The organism is Roseiarcus fermentans, assembly GCF_003315135.1.
Taxonomy (GTDB): Bacteria; Pseudomonadota; Alphaproteobacteria; order Rhizobiales; family Beijerinckiaceae; genus Roseiarcus; species Roseiarcus fermentans.
Map to the genome: position 1 here is coordinate 22,166 of NZ_QNRK01000034.1, position 18,687 is coordinate 40,852.

19 protein-coding genes are annotated in these 18,687 nt (G+C 69.5%); 15 read left to right on the forward strand and 4 right to left on the reverse strand.

From position 1 onward, the window contains the following. Window positions 1–5 precede the first annotated feature (5 nt). The 5 genes from DFR50_RS24035 (at window position 6) to DFR50_RS24055 (ending at window position 3,657) form a co-directional block, all read left to right on the forward strand. Window positions 6–1,295, forward strand: coding sequence for an MlaD family protein (locus DFR50_RS24035; protein WP_113891810.1), 1,290 nt, complete (start codon window positions 6–8; stop codon window positions 1,293–1,295). Between the two features lie 3 nt (window positions 1,296–1,298). Then, complete coding sequence (locus DFR50_RS24040) at window positions 1,299–1,886, forward strand: ABC-type transport auxiliary lipoprotein family protein (protein WP_113891811.1); 588 nt, start codon at window positions 1,299–1,301, stop codon at window positions 1,884–1,886. A 133-nt stretch (window positions 1,887–2,019) separates the two neighbouring features. Further along, the gene (locus DFR50_RS24045; RefSeq protein ID WP_113891812.1) at window positions 2,020–2,790 is read left to right on the forward strand and encodes a hypothetical protein; all 771 of its coding nucleotides are present in this window, start codon (window positions 2,020–2,022) and stop codon (window positions 2,788–2,790) included. A 97-nt stretch (window positions 2,791–2,887) separates the two neighbouring features. Further along, the gene (locus DFR50_RS24050) at window positions 2,888–3,304 is read left to right on the forward strand and encodes a DUF1330 domain-containing protein (RefSeq protein WP_113891813.1); all 417 of its coding nucleotides are present in this window, start codon (window positions 2,888–2,890) and stop codon (window positions 3,302–3,304) included. A 158-nt stretch (window positions 3,305–3,462) separates the two neighbouring features. After that, window positions 3,463–3,657: a hypothetical protein gene (locus tag DFR50_RS24055; protein ID WP_113891814.1), complete on the forward strand. Its 195-nt coding sequence runs from the start codon at window positions 3,463–3,465 to the stop codon at window positions 3,655–3,657. Between the two features lie 12 nt (window positions 3,658–3,669). On the opposite strand, the gene DFR50_RS24060 is transcribed toward DFR50_RS24055, so the two are convergent. After that, complete coding sequence (locus tag DFR50_RS24060; protein ID WP_113891857.1) at window positions 3,670–4,704, reverse strand: lysine-2,3-aminomutase-like protein; 1,035 nt, start codon at window positions 4,702–4,704, stop codon at window positions 3,670–3,672. A gap of 253 nt (window positions 4,705–4,957) precedes the next feature. On the opposite strand from DFR50_RS24060, the gene DFR50_RS24065 reads away from it, so the two are divergent. Further along, window positions 4,958–5,419, forward strand: coding sequence for a DUF6790 family protein (locus DFR50_RS24065; RefSeq protein WP_113891815.1), 462 nt, complete (start codon window positions 4,958–4,960; stop codon window positions 5,417–5,419). A 163-nt stretch (window positions 5,420–5,582) separates the two neighbouring features. On the opposite strand, the gene lipA is transcribed toward DFR50_RS24065, so the two are convergent. Further along, window positions 5,583–6,545 carry a lipoyl synthase gene (lipA, locus tag DFR50_RS24070; protein ID WP_113891816.1) on the reverse strand — a complete coding sequence of 321 codons (963 nt, stop codon included), beginning with the start codon at window positions 6,543–6,545 and terminating at the stop codon, window positions 5,583–5,585. Window positions 6,546–6,929: 384 nt separating this feature from the next. Here lipA and DFR50_RS24075 point away from each other — a divergent pair, with 384 nt between their 5' ends. From DFR50_RS24075 to DFR50_RS24105, 7 genes are all read left to right on the forward strand, one after another. Then, on the forward strand, window positions 6,930–7,193 hold the full coding sequence (locus DFR50_RS24075; RefSeq protein WP_113891817.1) for a high potential iron sulfur protein: 264 nt from the start codon (window positions 6,930–6,932) through the stop codon (window positions 7,191–7,193). Window positions 7,194–7,369: 176 nt separating this feature from the next. Beyond that, window positions 7,370–8,893, forward strand: coding sequence for a hypothetical protein (locus DFR50_RS24080; protein WP_113891818.1), 1,524 nt, complete (start codon window positions 7,370–7,372; stop codon window positions 8,891–8,893). Between the two features lie 202 nt (window positions 8,894–9,095). Beyond that, complete coding sequence (locus tag DFR50_RS24085; protein WP_113891819.1) at window positions 9,096–10,325, forward strand: Zn-dependent hydrolase; 1,230 nt, start codon at window positions 9,096–9,098, stop codon at window positions 10,323–10,325. A 352-nt stretch (window positions 10,326–10,677) separates the two neighbouring features. After that, window positions 10,678–12,321 (forward strand): N-acyl-D-amino-acid deacylase family protein, encoded by a 1,644-nt coding sequence (locus DFR50_RS24090; RefSeq protein ID WP_113891820.1) that lies wholly within the window; start codon window positions 10,678–10,680, stop codon window positions 12,319–12,321. 158 nt (window positions 12,322–12,479) lie between these two features. Then, entirely contained in the window at window positions 12,480–12,800 is a 321-nt protein-coding gene (locus DFR50_RS24095; RefSeq protein ID WP_147262884.1) for a hypothetical protein, read from the forward strand. A 141-nt stretch (window positions 12,801–12,941) separates the two neighbouring features. Next, window positions 12,942–13,217, forward strand: coding sequence for a ribbon-helix-helix domain-containing protein (locus DFR50_RS24100; protein WP_113891822.1), 276 nt, complete (start codon window positions 12,942–12,944; stop codon window positions 13,215–13,217). Further along, the gene (locus tag DFR50_RS24105) at window positions 13,214–13,522 is read left to right on the forward strand and encodes a type II toxin-antitoxin system RelE/ParE family toxin (protein ID WP_113891823.1); all 309 of its coding nucleotides are present in this window, start codon (window positions 13,214–13,216) and stop codon (window positions 13,520–13,522) included. The genes DFR50_RS24100 and DFR50_RS24105 overlap by 4 nt, the downstream gene beginning before the upstream one ends. Window positions 13,523–13,788: 266 nt before the next feature. On the opposite strand, the gene DFR50_RS24110 is transcribed toward DFR50_RS24105, so the two are convergent. Continuing rightward, window positions 13,789–14,712 (reverse strand): alpha/beta fold hydrolase, encoded by a 924-nt coding sequence (locus DFR50_RS24110; RefSeq protein ID WP_113891858.1) that lies wholly within the window; start codon window positions 14,710–14,712, stop codon window positions 13,789–13,791. 246 nt (window positions 14,713–14,958) lie between these two features. Here DFR50_RS24110 and DFR50_RS24115 point away from each other — a divergent pair, with 246 nt between their 5' ends. Together DFR50_RS24115 and DFR50_RS24120 are read left to right on the forward strand one after the other, a co-directional pair. Continuing rightward, a complete protein-coding gene (locus DFR50_RS24115; protein WP_113891824.1) occupies window positions 14,959–15,339 on the forward strand; it encodes a nuclear transport factor 2 family protein in 381 nt (126 codons plus the stop codon). Between the two features lie 58 nt (window positions 15,340–15,397). Continuing rightward, a complete protein-coding gene (locus DFR50_RS24120) occupies window positions 15,398–16,339 on the forward strand; it encodes an aldo/keto reductase (RefSeq protein ID WP_113891825.1) in 942 nt (313 codons plus the stop codon). 193 nt (window positions 16,340–16,532) lie between these two features. Here DFR50_RS24120 and DFR50_RS24125 read toward each other — a convergent pair whose 3' ends face one another. Further along, the gene (locus DFR50_RS24125) at window positions 16,533–18,578 is read right to left on the reverse strand and encodes a glutamate synthase (RefSeq protein WP_113891826.1); all 2,046 of its coding nucleotides are present in this window, start codon (window positions 18,576–18,578) and stop codon (window positions 16,533–16,535) included. Window positions 18,579–18,687 lie beyond the last annotated feature (109 nt).

The following is an 18,687-nucleotide window of genomic DNA, read 5'->3' on the forward strand; positions in this document are numbered from 1 at the left end:
GCGCGATGGAGACCCGAGCCAATTTCGTCCTGATCGGCGCCTTTACGCTCGCAGCGGTCATCGGCGCGTTCGCCTTTCTCATGTGGATTGTCGGCCTCGGCACCGGGAGTCACCGGCACTATCAGGTCGTGTTCAGCGGTTCGGTCTCGGGCCTGTCGGTCGGCAGCAACGTGCTGTTCAACGGGCTCAAGGTCGGCGAGGTGACGAACCTCAGCTTCGTCAAGGACAATCCCACCCAGGTGATCGCCGACATCGACGTGACCAACGGCAGCGCGCCGATCAACGCCAGCACCAAGGCGCAACTCGAGACCCAGGGCCTGACCGGCACCGGGGTGGTGGCGCTGAAGGGCGGCGAGGTGAAAGGCGCGGCGGAGCTGAAGGGCTCGCCGCCCGTGATCGCCTCGCTGCCGACGGCGACGCTGGCGGACCTGCAGACCAAAGCCGGCTACGTGCTCGACCTCGCCAACAAGCTCCTGGTCGACAACGCGGTGCCGATCCATCAGACGATCGAGAACGTGCAGCAGTTCTCGATGGCGCTCGGTCACAACGCGGGGCGCGTCGACGAGGCGCTCGCCGCGATCGCCGACCTCGGCAAGGTCATCCAGCCGCTCGCCAGCAAGGCCCAGCTTCTGGCTCAGGACGCCGACACCCTGATCAAGTCGATCGACTCGGCCAAGGTCAACGAGGTCATCGGCAACGCGCAGGTCTTCTCCCGGGCGCTGGCCAACAGCGCCGGCAACACCGAGGCGGTGATGCGCGACGGCGCCGCCTTCATCAAGCGGCTCAACGAGGCCTCGAGCAAGCTCGATTCGGCGATCGGCGACATCGACGCGATCGCCAAGGCGGTCGACCCCGACAAGGTGGCCAACGTCGTCAACGCCGCGAGCGAGGTCGCCAATACGGTCCGGCAGAACCGGGTGAACATCGACGCGACGCTCAAGAACGCGGCCGAGATTTCGGCGACGCTGAGAGAATCCGCCGACAAGCTCGACGGGCTGATGACGGCCGCGCAGAGCTTCCTCGGCTCGCCCGGGACGAAGAGCGCGCTCGGCCAGGTCGGCGACGCGGCGGCGTCGATCAAGAAGCTCGCCGACGACATCGACGCGCGGGTGAAGGAGATCTCGGTCGGGCTCACCCGCTTCAGCGGCTCCGGCCTGAGGCAGTACGAGGCGCTCGCCGTCCAGGGGCAGCGCGTGCTCGACGACGTCGACCGGCTGGTGCGCTCGTTCGAGCGCAATCCCAGTCAGATCCTCTTCGGCAACAAGCCATCGTTGCCGGAATACAACGGCAGGTAACCGATGACGGGGGCGGGGGCGAAGATCCGGATCACGGAGCGCATCGCGGTGGCGGCGGCGCTGGCGCTGGCGCTGGCGTCCTGCGCGAGCGCGCCTGCGACGGTGTTTGATCTGACGGCGGCGCATCCGCCGGCGGCGCGGCCGTTCCGCGCCCAGATCCGCTTCGACCAGCGGGTGGCGACCGCCGATCTCGACAGCGAGCGCATTCTGGTGCGCAACGGCCAGGAGCTGGCCCTCCTGCCGGGCGGGCGCTGGCCGCAGCAGCTCTCGACCCTGTTCCGCGACCGCCTGATCGAAACGTTCCAGAACGCCGGCCTCGCCCGGTCGATCGACGGCGGCGCCGCCGCCGCCGACTATGCGCTCGACATCGACCTGCGCGCCTTCGAACTCGACGCGACGACCTCCGAGGCGCATGTCGAGGTCGTGGCCAAGATCGTGGCGCTGACCAGCGGCCGCATCGTCGACGTCGCGATCTTTTCCGCCCGGGCGCCGGTCCCCTCGACCGCTCCGGCTTCGGTCGTCGCCTCGCTCGACGAGACGGCGGACGAGGTCATGACCCGGATCGTCGCGTTCGTCGCCCGCCGCCTGTGACGGCGCGCGGGCGCAACGCGCGGCGCGTCGCGGCACGTCGAGGAGAAAAGCTTGGAACGCCGGCCGGAACCGTATAGCTTTGGCGGTCAGAGCGGGGCGTCGGGGGGCTGACCAGCCGCGAACCGGAACCATCATGATCGCAGAGCCCGTCGCAGCCGAGACGCTGACCGATTCGATCGTCCGTCACGGCGTTCGTTCGATCCTCGCCGGCGCGGTGAGCGAAAAGCCGTTCCCGCACCTGAGCTTCGCCGGCTTCTTCTCGGACGCCGTGTACGCGCGGCTGACGACGGGCTGGCCCGACCTCGACCGCTATGTCGACCTCAACGGCGCCCGCACGCGCAAGCAGTACACGCTGTGGGACCGCAGGGTGGAGGCGGGCGACCCGGAGCGCACGGCGCTGTGGCGCGCGGTCAGCGACGCGCTCTCCGCGCAGGCGATCCAGGACGCGTTTCGCGAGAAGCTCGACAGCGGCCTGCGTCTGCGCGCCAAGGGGAGCGGCGAGGGCTGGCCGTTGCCGATGCATCCTCAGCCGGTGCTGTACGCCGATTTCGACGGCTACGCGATCAAGCCGCACCCGGACACCCGACGGAAGGTCCTGACGGTTCTGATCTACATGCCCGAGGACGACAGCCGTTCCGAGCTCGGCACCACGGTCTACAAGGTGTCGCCGATGGGCGTCTTCCACTGGAAGTCCTACGGACTGGTCAAGGTGAAGACCGCGCCGTTCCTGCCCAACACCGGCTTCGCCTTCGTCGTCATCCACCCCGCCCACAGCCTTCTGCACACGAGCTGGCACGGCCGGGAGACGATCGCGCTGGACAATGCCCGGCCGCGCAACACGATCCTCAACACCTACTACGCCAAGCCGCCGAAGGCGGGCGAGGGCGAGAACGAATACGGTTGAGCGAGGGCCGGCGCCTTCAGGGTCGGCGCTCCGGTCGGTCTTTCCCTGCGGCGCGATCCGGGTCATGTTCCCCTGCGGGATGTCGAGGGAGCGCCGCATGACCGGTTTTGTCGATCCGACCAAGGAAACCTTCGCCGCCTTCCGCGCCGACGACCGGCCGGGGCCGATCCACATGCTCAATCTGGTCCGGCTGCGCGACCGCGCGGCCTATCCGGACGGGCGCGAGGCCACCGGCGCCGAGGCCTATGCGGCGTACGGGCGCGAGAGCGCGCCGGTGTTTTCGGCGCTCGGCGGGAAAATCGTGTGGCGCGGCCGGTTCGAGCTGATGCTGATCGGGCCGCAGGCGGAGCGCTGGGACCTCGCCTTCATCGCCGAATATCCGGGCGTCGCGGCGTTCGTGGCGATGATCCGCGATCCGCTCTATCGCGAGGCGGTCAGGCATCGCCAGGCGGCGGTCGAGGATTCGCGGCTGATCCGGCTGAAGCCGGGCGAAGCGGGGATCGGCTTCGGCTGAGCGGCGTATTCCGGACTCGACAGTGTGAAAGACCTGTGAGCGGCGTCACGCTGCCCGTGTGATCGCGATCACAGCGGCGCGCGCGGGACGGCGGTAACACTGACTCTTGGGCCGGATGAGGGATCCGGCCGTTTGGAAGCGTCAGGGGGACGACGGCGATGGCCGGAGCAGGCAAGACGGGGGATGGCGAGGATCGGCGGTCGGAGACGATGGTGCGGTTCGTCGCGACCGTGATCGTCAGCACGATGATGGCGGCGATCACGGCCTGGGCGCTGAGCTACGCGATGCTCACGCCCGAGCGGGTGGGGGCGACACACGGCGCGGCCGGGTCGCTCCAGCGCGCGCGCTCGTAGCGCGGCGCTCGTTCAGGCGAGGCGGTCGCGATACGGCCGCTCGACGCCGGCGGGGTCGGCGACCCAATAGCCGCCCTGGCCGTCGGGGCGAAGCGAGCGGTCCTCGATCGGGACCTTGCCGTGGCCGCCGGGAATGTCGAGCACGTAGGTCGGCAGGGCGAGGCCGCTGAGCCGCGCCCGTAAGCCGCGCATCAGCGCCTGGCCCTCGGCGATCGAGGTTCGCCAGTGCGCGGCGCCCGGCGCGAGGTCGCCGTGGTGCAGGTAATAGGGTTTGATGCGCGCTTCCACGAAGGCCCGCATCAGCGCGTCGAGAACCTCGACGTCGTCGTTGACCCCCTTGAGCAGCACGGTCTGGCTGACCAGAAGGAGTCCGCGCGCCGTCAGGCGGCGGCAGGCGGCGCGCGCCTCGGCCGTGAGCTCGCGCGGGTGGTTGGCGTGGATTGCGACGACCACCGTCCGGTCGGAGGCCGCGAGCGCGCGCGCCAGCGCCGGCGTGATCCGCTCGGGCGCCGCGACCGGCAAGCGGGTGTGCCAGCGGATCGTCCGGACGTGGCCAATGGCCGCGATCGCCGCGGTCGCCTGCGCGACGCGGCGCGGCGACAGGGTGAGCGGATCGCCGCCGGTCAGGATCACTTCCCAGATTTGCGGCCGCGCCCGCACGTAGTCGAGCGCGGCGGCGAAGGCCGCGGCGCTCAGGCGCCCGGCGCCGGGGCCGATGCGCTCGCGGCGGAAACAGAAGCGGCAGTAGACCGCGCAGACCGCGACCAGCTTGATCAGCACCCGGTCGGGATAGCGATGGACCAGCCCCTCGATCGGGCTCCTGGCGTCGTCGCCGATCGGATCGTCCAGTTCGGCCGGGTCGCGCCGAAGCTCGCGCGGGTCGGGCACGAACTGGCGTGCGATCGGATCGCCGGGATCGGTCGGGTCGATCAGACGGCGCAGCGCCGGCGTCAGCCCGATGGCGTAGCGCTGCGCGACCGCCTCGAGCCCGGCGAGGGCGGCGGGCGGCGCGAGGCCCGCCTCGACCAGCGCGCGGGGAGTGGTCAGCCGTTGCGGGTCCGCGGCGGCGACGGCCGGGTCGCCCGACTGTGGGCTCGCCGCCGCCGGCGATCGGTCCGAGGCGCGGGAATCTGAAAATGTCGTCACGGGCGAGGCTGGTAGGCGTTCCGCCGCTCGCCTTCAAGTGGTTCCGACCAGAACGCGGCTTGGACTTTCCTTCCCGGCTCGGCCCCGGCTCGGCGCCCTCGCGTCGCGGCGGAAGTCTGCTACGCTCGCTCGAGGCCGGAACGGACCAGACGCCATGTACATTGCGGTCGTATCCTTGACGATGCTCGTTCTCCCGATCGCGTCGATCGTCCTCGGCCACGCGCTCGACCCGGCGACGCCCTGGCTTTTTCTCGTCGGGCGCTGGTTCGTATTCTGGGGCGTCGGCGTGCGGCTGACGCTGGCCGGGGTCCGGCAAATGCTGCAGCCGGCGTTCACGGCGAGGCAGATCTTCCACATGGCCAGCGACGAGGCGCTGCCGGTCGTGCGCGAACTCGGGGCGGCGAACCTCGCAATCGGCGTGACGGGGCTGCTTTCGGTCCTCGCGTCGGGCTTCATTCTTCCGGTCGCGATCGCCGCGGCGATCTTCTACGGCGTCGCAGGGTTTCGCCACATCGCCGGGACCGACCGCTCGCGCAACGAAACCGTCGCCATGGCGAGCGACCTGTTCCTGTTTGTCGTGCTGGCCGGGTTCGCGGTCGGCTCGGCGGCGACCTGAGGACGAGCACGGCAGCCGGGCGAATGCCGGGCCGCGGCCCGCTTGTGACGCGCGCGATCGTCGGATACGCCGACGGGGTCGGCGACCCCGCCCTACAAACTACAAACGGCGCTGGGATTTCCCTTCGGTCGCAGGCGCGGCGGCCGGAGGCGCGCCCGCGCCGCTAGCCGCGCGCCAGCGCCGCCGTCCGCGCAGCCCGCAGTCTCGCGAAGTCGTCGCCGGCGTGGTGCGAGGACCGGGTCAGCGGCGAGGCGGAGACGAGCAGAAAGCCCTTGGCCGCCCCGATCGCGGCGAAGTCGGCGAATTCCTCGGGGGGGACGAAGCGCGCGACCGGATGGTGCTTCGCCGTCGGCTGCAGGTACTGGCCGATGGTCAGGAAGTCGATCTCGGCCGAGCGCATGTCGTCCATCATCTGCAGGACTTCGTTGCGCTCCTCGCCGAGGCCGACCATCACGCCCGACTTGGTGAAGAGCGTCCGGTCGAGCTCCTTGGCCCGCTGCAGCAGCCTGAGCGAATGGAAATAGCGCGCCCCGGGCCGAACCGTCAGGTATTTCGACGGCACGGTTTCGAGGTTGTGGTTGAAGACGTCCGGCCGGGCTTCCACCACCGTCTCCAGCGCGCCCTCCTTGCGCAGGAAGTCGGGCGTCAGCACCTCGATCGTGGTCTCGGGGGCGGCGGCGCGGATCGCGCGGATGGTCCTGGCGAAATGCCCGGCCCCGCCGTCGGCGAGGTCGTCGCGGTCGACCGAGGTGACGACCACGTGGGCGAGGCCGAGGCGCGCGACCGCGTCGGCGACGCGGCTCGGCTCGCCCCCGTCGAGCGGATTCGGCAGGCCGGTCGCGACGTTGCAGAAGGCGCAGGCGCGGGTGCAGGTCTCGCCCATGATCATGAAGGTCGCGTGGCGCTTGTCCCAGCATTCGCCGATGTTGGGACAGCCCGCCTCCTCGCACACCGTCGTCAGCTTGTGCGCGCGCACGAGCGCCATGGTCTCGCCGAACACCCGCGACCCGGGCGCCTTGACGCGGATCCAGGCCGGCTTGCGCTGGATCGGATTGTCCGGCCGCCCCACCTTCTCGGGATGGCGCGGGCGCGCAGCGCCCTCCGTCGTGTCGATGAGCCGGGTCATCCGCCTCGTGTAGGGCTGGACGGCGCGGCGGTCAAGTCTCCTGAGGCAAAGTTTCTGTAAACGCTCTTTTGCGTCATGACTCGAGCCGCCCGTCGCGCGTCGCGGACCCGACCCGACCGGGGACCGCCGATTGTCGCGCCCGGCGAGGTCGGCGGCCAGCCGGCGCCCGGCGATTCGCCCCGCATCCGTCGCGATGTCCGTCTGCGCGCTCTCCACCGACCCGGTGCGTCACTCGGCCGCAGGGGGAGCGCATTGCCCGGTGTCAAGTGTCAATGGCAAATTAAAGCGCGCCGACGCGATGGACAACGTTGCTTTACAGTGTCGGCGACACCACAGAGCAAAGATGGAGTCGCTTGGCCGATTCCGGCAGGGAGGGAACTCATCATGAGCAAGCACTGTGAATCCGGGCAGGTCAGCCGCCGCACCGTTCTCCTCGGCGCCGCCGGGGCGCTGCCTCTCGTCGCGCTGGGCGTGACCGGCGCGCACGCTGGCAAGCTTTCGCAGGCGTCGGTGAATTATCAGAAGGAGCCGCACGAGGGGAAGCACTGTAGCCAGTGCAATTTCTACATCGCGCCGAGCTCCTGCAAGCAGGTCGACGGGACGATCTACCCCAACGGCTATTGCACGCTCTTCGTCGCGAAGGGCTAGCGCGCCGGGCGCCCGGCCCGGTGGGGGCCGGGCGCCCGCGCATCGACGTCGCGAGGAACTGAGACGGTTCGCGGGGCTCGTCGCGGGGAAACCGCGGCGAAGGGGTCGCGCCCGCGGCGCAATCGCCGGGGTTCGGCCGAACCGTCCAGCGCCGCCAGCATGAGATCGGAATCGATATGGGGACGACGGCAGAACCGCTGAACGCAACCGCCCGCACGGGAAGAGGAAGGCTCGCCGCCTTCGTCTGCGCCGCTCTCGGCGCGCTCGCCGCAGGGGCTGGGGGCCTGACGCTGGGCGCAGATCCGGCCGAAGCGCTGCCCGCCTTCGCGCGCCAGACCGGCCACGCCTGCGCCGACTGCCACACGCTGATTCCCGAACTGAGGCCGTTCGGGCGGCGCTTCAAGATCGGCGGCTACACGCTGACCGGCGGCGACTGGCAGGGCCCGCCGCTGTCCGCGTTCTACCAGATTGGCGGCACGCGCCAGACTGCGCCCTACGACTATACCGCGCAGGGCCTCGCCGCGGCGCAGCAGAACGGCCTCGCCAACCCGCAGGCCAACGCTGCGCCGGCGGGACTCCACACCAACGCCAATCTGACCTCGCAGCAGGTCTCCGTCTTCGTCGCCGGCAAGCTGTACGAAAATCTCGGCGCCTTCATCGGCGTCGCAGCCGACCCGACCTTCGGCGGCGTCGGCCTCGACCAGTCCGACGTCCGTTACGCCGACACCGCGACCTGGTTCGGCAAGGACACGATCTGGGGCATCGACGTCAACAACTCGCCGACGGTCGAGGATCCGTGGAACACCCTGCCGTCGTGGGGCTATCCGCAGATCAATTCGACGATCGCGTCGGGATACACGATCTATCAGCCGCCGTTGACCAAGATCGAGGGCGCTTACCAAACGAACGTCGGCGGCGCCGGCGTCTACACCTTCTGGAACGACATGGTGTACGCCGCGGTGCTCGCCTATAAGGGGCTTCCGCCGAACTGGCAACCGGGCGTCGCCGCGCCCGCGTCCGACGCGCTCACCAATCTCGCGCCCTACTGGCGCCTTGCGATCGAACCGCACTGGGGCCAGCATTACCTGATGGTCGGCACGTTCGGCATGTACGGCCGGCTCGCCCCGGACTATCAGTGGGGTGTCGGAACGAACAACTACCTCGACGTCGGCTTCGACTCGCAGTACCAGTATGACGGTGATCAATACAGCCTGACCGTGAAGCTCACGGACATCATCGAGAGGCAGCAACTCAACGCGAGCTACTTCCAGGGCGCCGCGTCCAATCGCAGCGATTCCCTCAACAGTTTCAAGATCAATCAGACCTTCGTCTGGGATCACACCTACCTGTTCGGTCTCGGCTATTTCAACATTACCGGTTCGCACGACTGCAATCTCTATGGGTCCGCCGTCGCTCCTTGCCTGAACGCCAGCATCATTCCCGGCGGCGGGACGGGGAACAGCGTCGTCGGGAGCCCGAATGGAGACGGGCTGATCGCCGAAGTCGCCTACAGCCCGTTCATGAAAGGCGCGCCCGGACCCTACGACGACAAGAAGTGGAACATGAGGGTCGGTCTGCAGTTCACCAGCTATTTCCACCTCTACGGCGGCGCGAACAATTTCGACGGCTCCTATCTCGGCAATACCCACAACGCCTCGGGCAACAACTCCCTGTTCGCTTACATGTGGATTGTGTTCTGAGGCCACGGGGTGTAACGGCCGGAGACCGCGTCGAGAGCGGCGCGGGCGTCGCCCGGGCGGGCGGCCCCGGACTCGGGCCGAGGCTCGAAGTCCGGGGAGACGAAGACATCCACGGGTCCAAGCCCGGCTGCGGCCCCGGATTGCCTCGCCTTCGGCCCGCATTGACGGCGGTTGACTGACGGGCGAAAAGTCGAGACCCCTCATGCGACACAATCTCCGAGTGAACGGCGCGCGGCTGCAGTCGCGCCTCGAACGGCTGGCCGAGGCCGGGGCGCGTCCTGACGGCGGGGTGAACCGCCTCGCGCTGACCGACGCCGACAGAGACGGCCGCGACCTCGTCGTCGGCTGGATGCGCGACCTCGGCCTCGCGGTCGCGATCGACGCCGTCGGCAACGTCGTGGGGTTGCGCGCCGGCCGCGAGGACGGGCCGCCCGTGATGATGGGCAGCCACATCGACACCGTGCTGACCGGCGGGCGCTACGACGGCGCGCTCGGGGTCATGGCCGGGCTCGAGGTGATCGAGACGCTCGCCGAGGCGGGCTGCGTCACGCGGCGGCCGCTGGCGGTCGCCTTCTTCACCAACGAGGAGGGCGCGCGCTTCCAGCCCGACATGTTCGGCAGCCTCGTTTTCACAGGCCAGCTGCCGCTGGCGGCGGCGCTCGCGACGGTCGGCGTCGACGGGGCGACAGCGGGCGAAGAACTTCGCCGCATCGGTTACGCCGGCGACGCGGCCGTGGGGCGGCCGGAGGTGCACGCCTATGTCGAATTGCATGTCGAACAGGGGCCGACGCTTGAGGCCGAGGGCTTTGTCATCGGCGCGGTCGAGGGGGTGCAGGGCATCTCGTGGACCGAACTCACGATCTCCGGCCAGGCCAACCACGCCGGCACGACGCCGATGCGGATGCGCCATGACGCGGGCTACGTCGCCGCCGAGATCGCGACTTTCGCGCGCAGACTCGCCGGCGAGATCGGCGGCCATCAGGTCGCGACCGTCGGCGCGCTGACGCTCACGCCGAATCTCGTCAACGTCGTGCCCGAGCGCGCGGTGATGACGGTCGACCTGCGCAACACCGACAACGCGGCGCTGAAGGACGCCGAGCGCCGCCTGACGGCCTTCGCGGCGGCGACCGCGGCGGCCGAGGGGGTGACGCTGGAAAGCCGCACGCTCGCCCGCTTCGATCCCGTGCCGTTCGCAGCCCCGCTCGTCGCCCGCGTCGAGGCGATCGCCCGCGAGCTCGATCTCGCGGTGAAGCGCCTGCCGAGCGGGGCGGGGCACGACGCGCAGATGCTCGCCGCCGTCTGCCCGGCCTGCATGATTTTCGTGCCGAGCGCCGGCGGCGTCAGCCACAACATCGCGGAATACACCGCCTCCGACCTGTGCGCCGCCGGCGCCGACGTGCTGCTGAGGCTGGTGACGGAGCTGGCGGAGTGAGGCGCGCGGCAGTGGCCCGTCCCGCTCCGGGAGAAGGCGGCCTCACGGAGCGGACGCGGGGCCGCGGTTTCCCCTTCCCCGGCTTTGCCGGGGAAGGGGGCGCGAAGCGCCGGATGGGGTATGGGCCGCTGCGCCAATGTCCGGCGTGTGCAACAGATGAGAAAGTCCGGGTGTCGGAGTCATGCGAGGCCTTCGGCAACCCGGATCCGCGAACGCACCGCGGCGCGCGCGCCACCCCGTGTCGCACGGGCGTCGCCGCGAAGCTTTCACCGCCGGCGTCCTGCTTTCCGCACCCCATCCGGCCCTTCGGGCCACCTTCCCCGCTCCGCGGAGAAGGGGGAGTCTGCCGCCCATGACCCGCCAGTTGATCCGCAACGCCATGATCGTCACCGGCGACGGGCGCACGAAACCGTTTGCCGGCGACGTCCTGATCGACGGCGACCGCATCGCAGCGCTCGGCGCCGTGAGCCCGAGCGAGGCCGCGACCGCCGACCGGGTGGTCGAGGCGGGCGGCCGCGCGCTCGCGCCCGGCTTCGTCGACACCCACAACCACGGCGCGCTCGGGGGAACCGCGATCGGCGCCAGCGGCCTGCCGGTCGCCTGCGAACTCGCCGTGCTCGGCGGCGTCACCAAGCGCATCTGCGGCGTCGACGGCCTGTCGCCGGCCCCCGTGGCCGAGGCGCAGCGCTCGCAATATGCGGCGCAGCTGAAGCCGCTCGACGGCGCGATCGATGGGACATGGACCTGGACCTCGATCGCCGACTTCCTCGCCTGGCATCGCGGCCGCTCGGTCACCGACATGGGGCTCTATCTCGGCCATTCGGCGGTGCGGCGGGTGGTCATGGCCAATGTCGCGCGCGCAGCGAGCGACGCCGAGATCGCAGCGATGGCGGAGGTGGTGCGGCGCGAGGCGCCGCTCACCCTCGGCCTCTCGACCGGGCTCGTCTACAACCCCGCCGTCTATTCCGACGAGCGCGAGATCGCGGCGCTCGTGCGCGCGTTCAACGACGTCAAGCCTGGCGCCCTCTTCCCGCACCTGCGCTCGGAGAGCGACGCCATCCTCGAAAGCGCCAAGGAGGTGATCGGCGCGGCGATCGAGGGCGGCGGCGGCTATTGCAATGAGCACTCGAAGATCGCCGGCCGGGCCAATTACGACAAGATCGGCGCGCTGGAAAACCTGCTCGCCGACGCCGCCTCGCTCGTCCCCACCATGGAGAACATGTATCCCTACACGGCCGGCTCGACCACCGGCGACGCGATTTTTCCGCCCGATATGCGCGCGGGGGGCCGCGCGGAGTTTCTGGCCGCCCTCGACGATTCCGCCCGCCGCGCCGCCGCGATCGCAAAAATGCGCTTCGACTCGAAGTCTTGGGACAATTTCATCCACTTCTGCGGCGGGCTCGAAGGCATCCAAATCGCGGGCGTCAAACCCGGGGTGGGCGACGCGTTCCTCGGGCGCCGCCTCGCCGACGTGTCTCGTGCGGCCGGAGCGCAGGACCCCGGGAGCGAGGCGGCCTATGCCGCCGTATTCGACTTCTTCGCCGCCAACGCGGGCGAGATCGCGATCATTTCCCACTACGGCAACGACGCGACGATGGAGCGTTTCTTCCGCCGCCCGACGATGGCGATCTGCACCGACGGGCTGATGCCGGGGCCGGGGCAGAAGCCGCACCCGCGCTCGCTCGGCGCCTTCCCCAAGGCGCTGCGCATGGCGCGCGAGATGGGGATTGCGCTCACCGAGATGGTCTGGCGCATGGCGACGCTGCCCTGCCGCTTCCTCAACCTGCCCGATCCGACGCTGCGAGTCGGCGCCGACGCGTCGCTCACGCTGTTCGACGCCGAGGCGGTGCGCGAGAACAACGACTACCTGAACCCGGAGGTCAGGCCGACGGGGATCGACTGCGTCTGGGTGCATGGGACGTGTGTGCTGGACCAAGGGCGGCTGATCGCGCCGGCGCCGTTTCCGGGGCGGGCGCTGGTGAGCCGCGCCTTGTAGGGCGCGCTCGCTGAGCGCGCCGGGCTGTGCAGGGGGTTTTAAATCGAGCCAATCGAAAGGCCGAGCGAATGGAGTCGCCTCTCAGGTCGATCATGGAGCAGGAAAACTATGTCTCGTTCGCCAGTCTCGCCGAAGCGCGCCGGCATGAAGACGCTTGCGTGATCATGGAGGGCGACTACGGCGGTTCGATTTATCTGACCTGTCCGGTTTCCCTCGTGTCCTGCGACGAGGATACGCTCGCCAAACTCCTGTCCGATCTCGATGACGCGTACTGGCGGGACACGGAAGGCGCATCGCTCTGCTTCGAGCCGCGCCCCGTCGGCAGTCGCGTGGCCGGCGGCACGGGAGGCGGCGTCGTTTTGCCGGGTCTCTGGGTTCATCCCGACCTGGAAAAGCTCGATCTGCGCGACGAGACGGAAGAGGTCTTGGCGGGAACCCGAGCGCGCATCGACAGGAAAGGCCGGAATTGTTTCGATTGACGCTCCTGTTTCCGCCGCGGCCGGCGGTTGCGCAGCGAGCCGCTGCCTGACGGTCGACGCGGACCGATCGCGGTACGAGTCATTGGACATTCTTGCTACCTGGTCGTAAAATTTGATCCGATAGGAAAGTGGAGATGCGCCGTGGCCGATATCCAGAAAGTCAGCGTCGCGCTGACCGGCGGGCAACTCGCCGCCCTCAAGGCCGCGGTTGAAGCCGGCGAATACGCGACCACGAGCGAGGTGGTGCGCGAAGCCATCCGCGATTGGCAGTTGAAGCGTGAACTTCGCCAGGAAGACATCAAGCGCCTCCGGCGCCTGTGGGACGAAGGCAAGGCCAGCGGCCCGGCGGAGCCCTTCAATGTCGAGCAGACCCTCGCCGCCGCCGAAGCGCGCCTCAAGGACGTGGACGCCGAATGACCCGCGTCTTCCGATCGCCTGCGGCGGAGCGGGACATGGAAGACATCTGGCTGACGATCGCCGTTGACAATCCTTCCGCTGCGACGCGGGTCCTGCGCGCCGTCGGCGCGCGCATTGACCGGCTGGCGGATCACCCCCGGCTTGGGCCGCGCCGACCTGATATTCATTCGGCCGCGCGGGTGCTGGTGGAGGGGCCGTATCTCATTCTGTTTGAAACGCACCCCGACACGGACGAGGGTCCGGTCGATTGGGTCGAGATCGTGCGGGTCGTCGATGGCCGGCGTGATCTGCCGAATTTGTTTTGAGCGCCGCTGGACTCGCGCATGATCGGCGCTTCCCAAGCGCGCTCAAAAGTTACGTCAAAAGTTACGGGAAGTTACGGGGACACGCCCGTGGAGTGGACTGGACCCCGAGAGTGAGACACGGCAAAAAAGGTGACAGGGCTTCCGAGAAGGTACGCCTGGACTGCACCCCACCGCCGGGACACGCTTCTTCGAGGGGCAGGGCGTCCTTCTGGTTCGTCGGGCCGTGTCCCGGCGGAAAACGGCGCCGCCTCGCGACCCGAGCCCGCTCAGCGCGACCCGCCCGCCACCCCGTCGAGCCAGGCGATCAAGTCGGCGGTGACCTCCTCGCGGTTGGTCTCGTTCAGCGTCTCGTGGCGCGCGCCGGGATAGATGCGGGTCGTGAGGCGGGTGAACCCGGCCGCCTGCATGGCGTCGATCAGGCCGGAAATGTTGGCCCCGACCGGGTCCTTCTCGCCGGAAAACACGTAGATCGGCAGGTCCTTGCGGATCGGGGCGAGGCTCTCGGGGCGCGCGAGGGCGGCGAGCGCGTCGAGCAGGTCGACGGCGAGCTGGGTGGTGAACGGAAAGCCGCACAAAGGGTCGGCGACGTATTTGTCGACCTCGGCCGGATCGCGCGACAGCCAGTCGACCGCGGTTCGCGCCGGCGCGAACGGCTTGTTGAAGTCGCCGAACATCATCTGGTTGAGGAGCGCGCTCTTGCCCTTGCGTCCGAGCCGTAGCCGCTCGATGCGCGCGATCAGCCGGCCGAGGGCGGCGAGGGCGGGCGGCTTGCCGTTGGAGCCGGAAAACACCGCGCCGGCGAGCGCGTCGGAATGAGCGGCGACGAAGCCGCGGCCGAGGAACGAGCCCATCGAGTGGCCGAAAAACACCAGCGGCGCCCCCGGCTGCTCGGCGGCGATCAGCCGGTTGAAGGTCCAGAGGTCGCCGAGCGCGATCGCCCAGCCGTCCCGGTCGGCGAAATGGCCGAGGTCGCCCGGGGCGGCGGAGGGCCCGTGGCCGCGATGGTCGGAGGCGTAAGCCGCGAAGCCGGCCTGGTTCAGGGCCGCGGCCAGCCGCGCGTAGCGTTGGCTGTGCTCGGCGAGGCCGTGGGCGATCTGGACCACGGCGCGCGGCGGGCCCTCGGGCAACCAGCGCCGGCCGAGCAGGCGCGCGCCGTCGTCGCCGTGAAAGTAGAATGCGCTGTCGCCCATCGCTCCGCCTCCCCGCCCGCGAAGCGCTTCCGTCGCCGCGATCGGCTCGTTGTGGATCGGGCGCCGTCCGCCGGTCAAGCGCGCGGGCGGCGCGACCGAGCGGCGGCCAGGCGCGAAGCCGCGCTCTTGCGCAGGACCGGCGGCGCCTCGGATGGGCCGCTTTCGTCGGGTCTGATCGGGCGGAGGGCCGGACGCCGGCGGCGAGCCGCCGGTCGCTCGCAAGATGCGCCGCCAAAGGAGGACGCGATGGACGACCGGGAGATTCGCGCGGCGCTGGATCGCCACTGGGCCGCTTCCGACGCCAACGATTTCGAGGCGGAGCACGCGATCTATCGCGACGACGCGGTGCTCGACTATCCGCAGTCGGGCGAGCGTATCCGCGGCCGGCGCGCCATCCAGGCGTCCCGCTTCGCCCAGCCGAACCAGAAACGCTTCGCCGTGCGGCGCATCCTCGGCGGCGGCGACCTGTGGGTCAGCGAACTCGTCCTCACCTATGACGGGCGGCCCTCCTACGTCGTCAGCGTCATGGAGATGCGCGACGGCGAGGTGGCGCACGAGACCCAATATTTCGGCGATCCGTTCGAACCGGGGCCGTCGCGCGCCCAGTGGGTCGAGCGGATGGGGTGACTTCAGGACAGCCGAGGCGACGTCTCGTCCGGGTTGGGTCTCGAGCAAGGAGGAAACCATGGAAGCGCCCGACACGCTTCGCTTGACCAAGATCCCTCTCGTTCACGGCGCCGGCGCCATGCCCGCCCTCGGGTTCGGCACCCTCATTCCCGATCCCGTCGCGACCCGCGAGGCGACGAGGGCGGCGTTGGAAGTCGGGTTCCGTCACCTTGATTGCGCGGAACGCTATCGCAACGAAGACGCCGTCGGCGACGCGATGCAGGAGGCGTTCAAGGCCGGCGCGATCCGGCGGTCGGACGTGTTCGTCACGACAAAACTCTGGAACAGCAATCATCGGCCCGAGCGGGTCGAGCCCGCCTTCGAGGCGAGCCGCGAGCGGCTCCAGCTCGATTTTGTCGATTGCTATCTGATTCATACTCCGTTCGCCTTCCGGCCGGGCGACGATCAGGAGCCGAGGGACGAGCGCGGCCAGATCGTTTACGATTCCGGCGTGACGCTATTGGAGACATGGCGGGCGATGGAGCGCCTGGTGGACGAGGGCCGGGCCCGGGCGATCGGCCTGTCGAACGTCAACCTGGAGACGGTGCAGGAGATCGTCGGGGCGGCGCGGATCAAGCCGGCGGTGGTCGAGGTCGAGTCCCATCCCTACCTTCCGGAGTGGGACCTGCTCGACTACTGCCGTCGGCAGGGCATCGCGCTGCTCGCGTTTGCGGCGCTGGGCCATGCGATGGCGCCCCGATTGCTGGACGATCCGGTGATCGCCGGGATCGCCCGGCGCCTCGGCAGGACCCCTGCCCAAGTCGCCCTGGCCTGGGCGGTCCAGCGCGGCGCGGCGCTCCTGACCACCTCCGTCAAGCGGAGCCGCATCGAGGAGAACTTCGACATTTCGACGATACCGGAAGACGCCATGCAGGAGATACGGGACAAAGTGGCGACGACGATCCGGTTCAACAGCGTCGTCGAGACCGGCGTGCCCGGGTTCATTCCCAGCGGACGGTGAGCGGGCGGCGCGGGATTCCCCGCGAAGTTTGACCAGAAGCCGAACGCCAACAGGTCGCACCGGCATACCATCTCGCGATAGGCCGTCCGGTACGGCCTCCCCAACGGGGGCGGATTCTTGTCGGGAAGTCGCGCAGAACCTCTTGTCAACTGGCGCTCTCAGGTCTGGCGCCGCCCGACTCCGCTCAATCCTCTCAGGCCCCCCGCCCCAGCCCCGCGCTGACGTAGTTCACCGCCCCCGGCCCCGCCACCGCGTCGAGGATCGGCAGCATGATGCGCAGGCGGGTGAGGTCGACCGGCCCGTCGGCCGCGCCGCTGACGCTGCCGGCGACGTCGCCGGGATCGAGCGCGAGGTCGAAGCCCTGGCCGCTGTAGCGCACGCCGGCGCTCGTCCGCTCGACGCGCACGGTCTCGCCGCGGAACCGGCCGAGCATGGCGGCGCCCTCGGGGCCCGGCTCGACGACGAAACCGTCGCGGTGCGGCGCGGCCTCGAACGTCTCCCGGCTGCCGAAGAACAGCGGCTTCGACTTGTACGGGCCGCCGTCCTCGGGGCAGAGCACGTCGCAATGGCCGCACTCGTTGCACACGTCGGCGAAGGCGCCGATCTGGTGCGGTTTGCGCACCCACACCGAGCCCGTCACCTCGAGCGCCCAGCCGTCGCCCTTCGGCGTCAGCCGCTCGACCGGCGTCTCGCCGACCGGCACCGAGAAGCTGAAATTGGCGTCGTTGGGACAGACCGGGATGCACTTGTCGCAGGTCAGGCAGTCGAACAGCACCAGCGAGGAGCCGATCTTCTTCGGCGGCGTCGCGTTTTCGGCGGCGCCGTAGCGGCGGTCGGCGATCGCGCGCTCGGCGTAGACGGCGCTGTTGCGCACCCGCGCCGCCGACACCCAGGCGGCGAAGGCGTCGCCCGCCGCCTGGCGCGGATCGCCGCCGGCGGCCAGCGCGGCGCGGCAGCGGGCGTCGCGGTCGGCGGAGAGGCCGAGATCGGCGAGCGCCGCCTCGGCCTGCCCGTGGGCGTGAAGCGTGAACACCTCGATGTCCTTCGCGCCGACCGCGTCCATGCGCTTGACGAGGTCGCCGAAATAGCGCCAGCCGCGCCGGTAGCCGCCGAACTTGAGAAAGTCGCTGCACACGGTGACCGGCTTCAGGCCGAGGCCGACGGCGTCGGCGAAATTGCCCTCGTCGATACCTCCCGAAAAGGATACCGGAACGCGGTCGCCAAACGTGTTTCGGAAGCGCGCGACCAGTGCGATCGCCAGCGGATGCAGCGGCGGCCCGGACAGGTACATGACCGGCTCGCTGGCGGGAAAGAAGCCGCTGGTGTTCTCGACCACGAGGGTGTTCGAGAATTTCACCCCGAGGCTTTTTTCGCGCCCCGCCGCGAACGGCGCCAGCCGGCCGATCAGGTCCACCACTTCGGGCCAGGTCGCGTCGTCGGCGAAGGCGCGGTCGGGGACGACGATGTCGTGATAGCCGAGCCGGTCGCGCAGGATGGCGTCCAGCGCTTCGCGCCCGAGCAGCGTCGGGTTGAGTTTGATCACCACGTCGAGACCGACGTCGCCGATCAGATGGGCGACGATGCCCTCGATCTCGTTCGGCGGGCAGCCGTGGAAAGTCGAGAGGGTGAGCGAATCCGAGATGCGGGTCGGGAACGGCAGGTCGCGGAATTTTCCATACTGCGACGGGATCTGTGAGCGCAGGCGGTCGACGACGGCGGTCGCGTCGAGCATCCCGTCGAGGAAGCCGCGCACCTTGGCCGAGCGGATGCCGGCGAGGTCGTAGCCGACGCTCATGTCGAACACGGTGTCGCTCAGCGACGCGCCGATGCCGGAGGCCTTCAGCATCTCGATCAGCATCGCGCCCTTGACGTATTCCTCCAGCGACTGCTGGACGGTCAGCTCCTGCGACCATTCGACGTTGTAGCCGACGGTCGCCATGTCGATGCACGGTCGCGGCACCTCGATCGCGTCGTTCACCTGCACCGTCTTGCATTCGATCACCCGGCCGCCCGCGAGCCACGACAGCGCGATGTTCTGCGCCATCTGGGTGTGCGGCCCGGCGGCCGGGCCGAACGGCGTCGCCGCGCGCCGCCCGCGGAAGGCGACCGACAGGTCGTGTCCCGGATAGGCCGCGACGAAGCGCTGCGCGGGCAGGTCGAAGATCGACTTCTTCTCCTTCAGCTCGCGGAACATGCGGCCGATCAGGATGTCGAAGGGAACCGGAGCGAGTTGGACCATGGGTCTTAGGCCGATGGGTTGGATGGGGAGCAGGACGGGGAGGGTCGCGAGGACAGCAGCCTTGTCGGGCGGGCTCGTTGAGCCCGCCCTGGCGCAGTCAGCGAGCGGG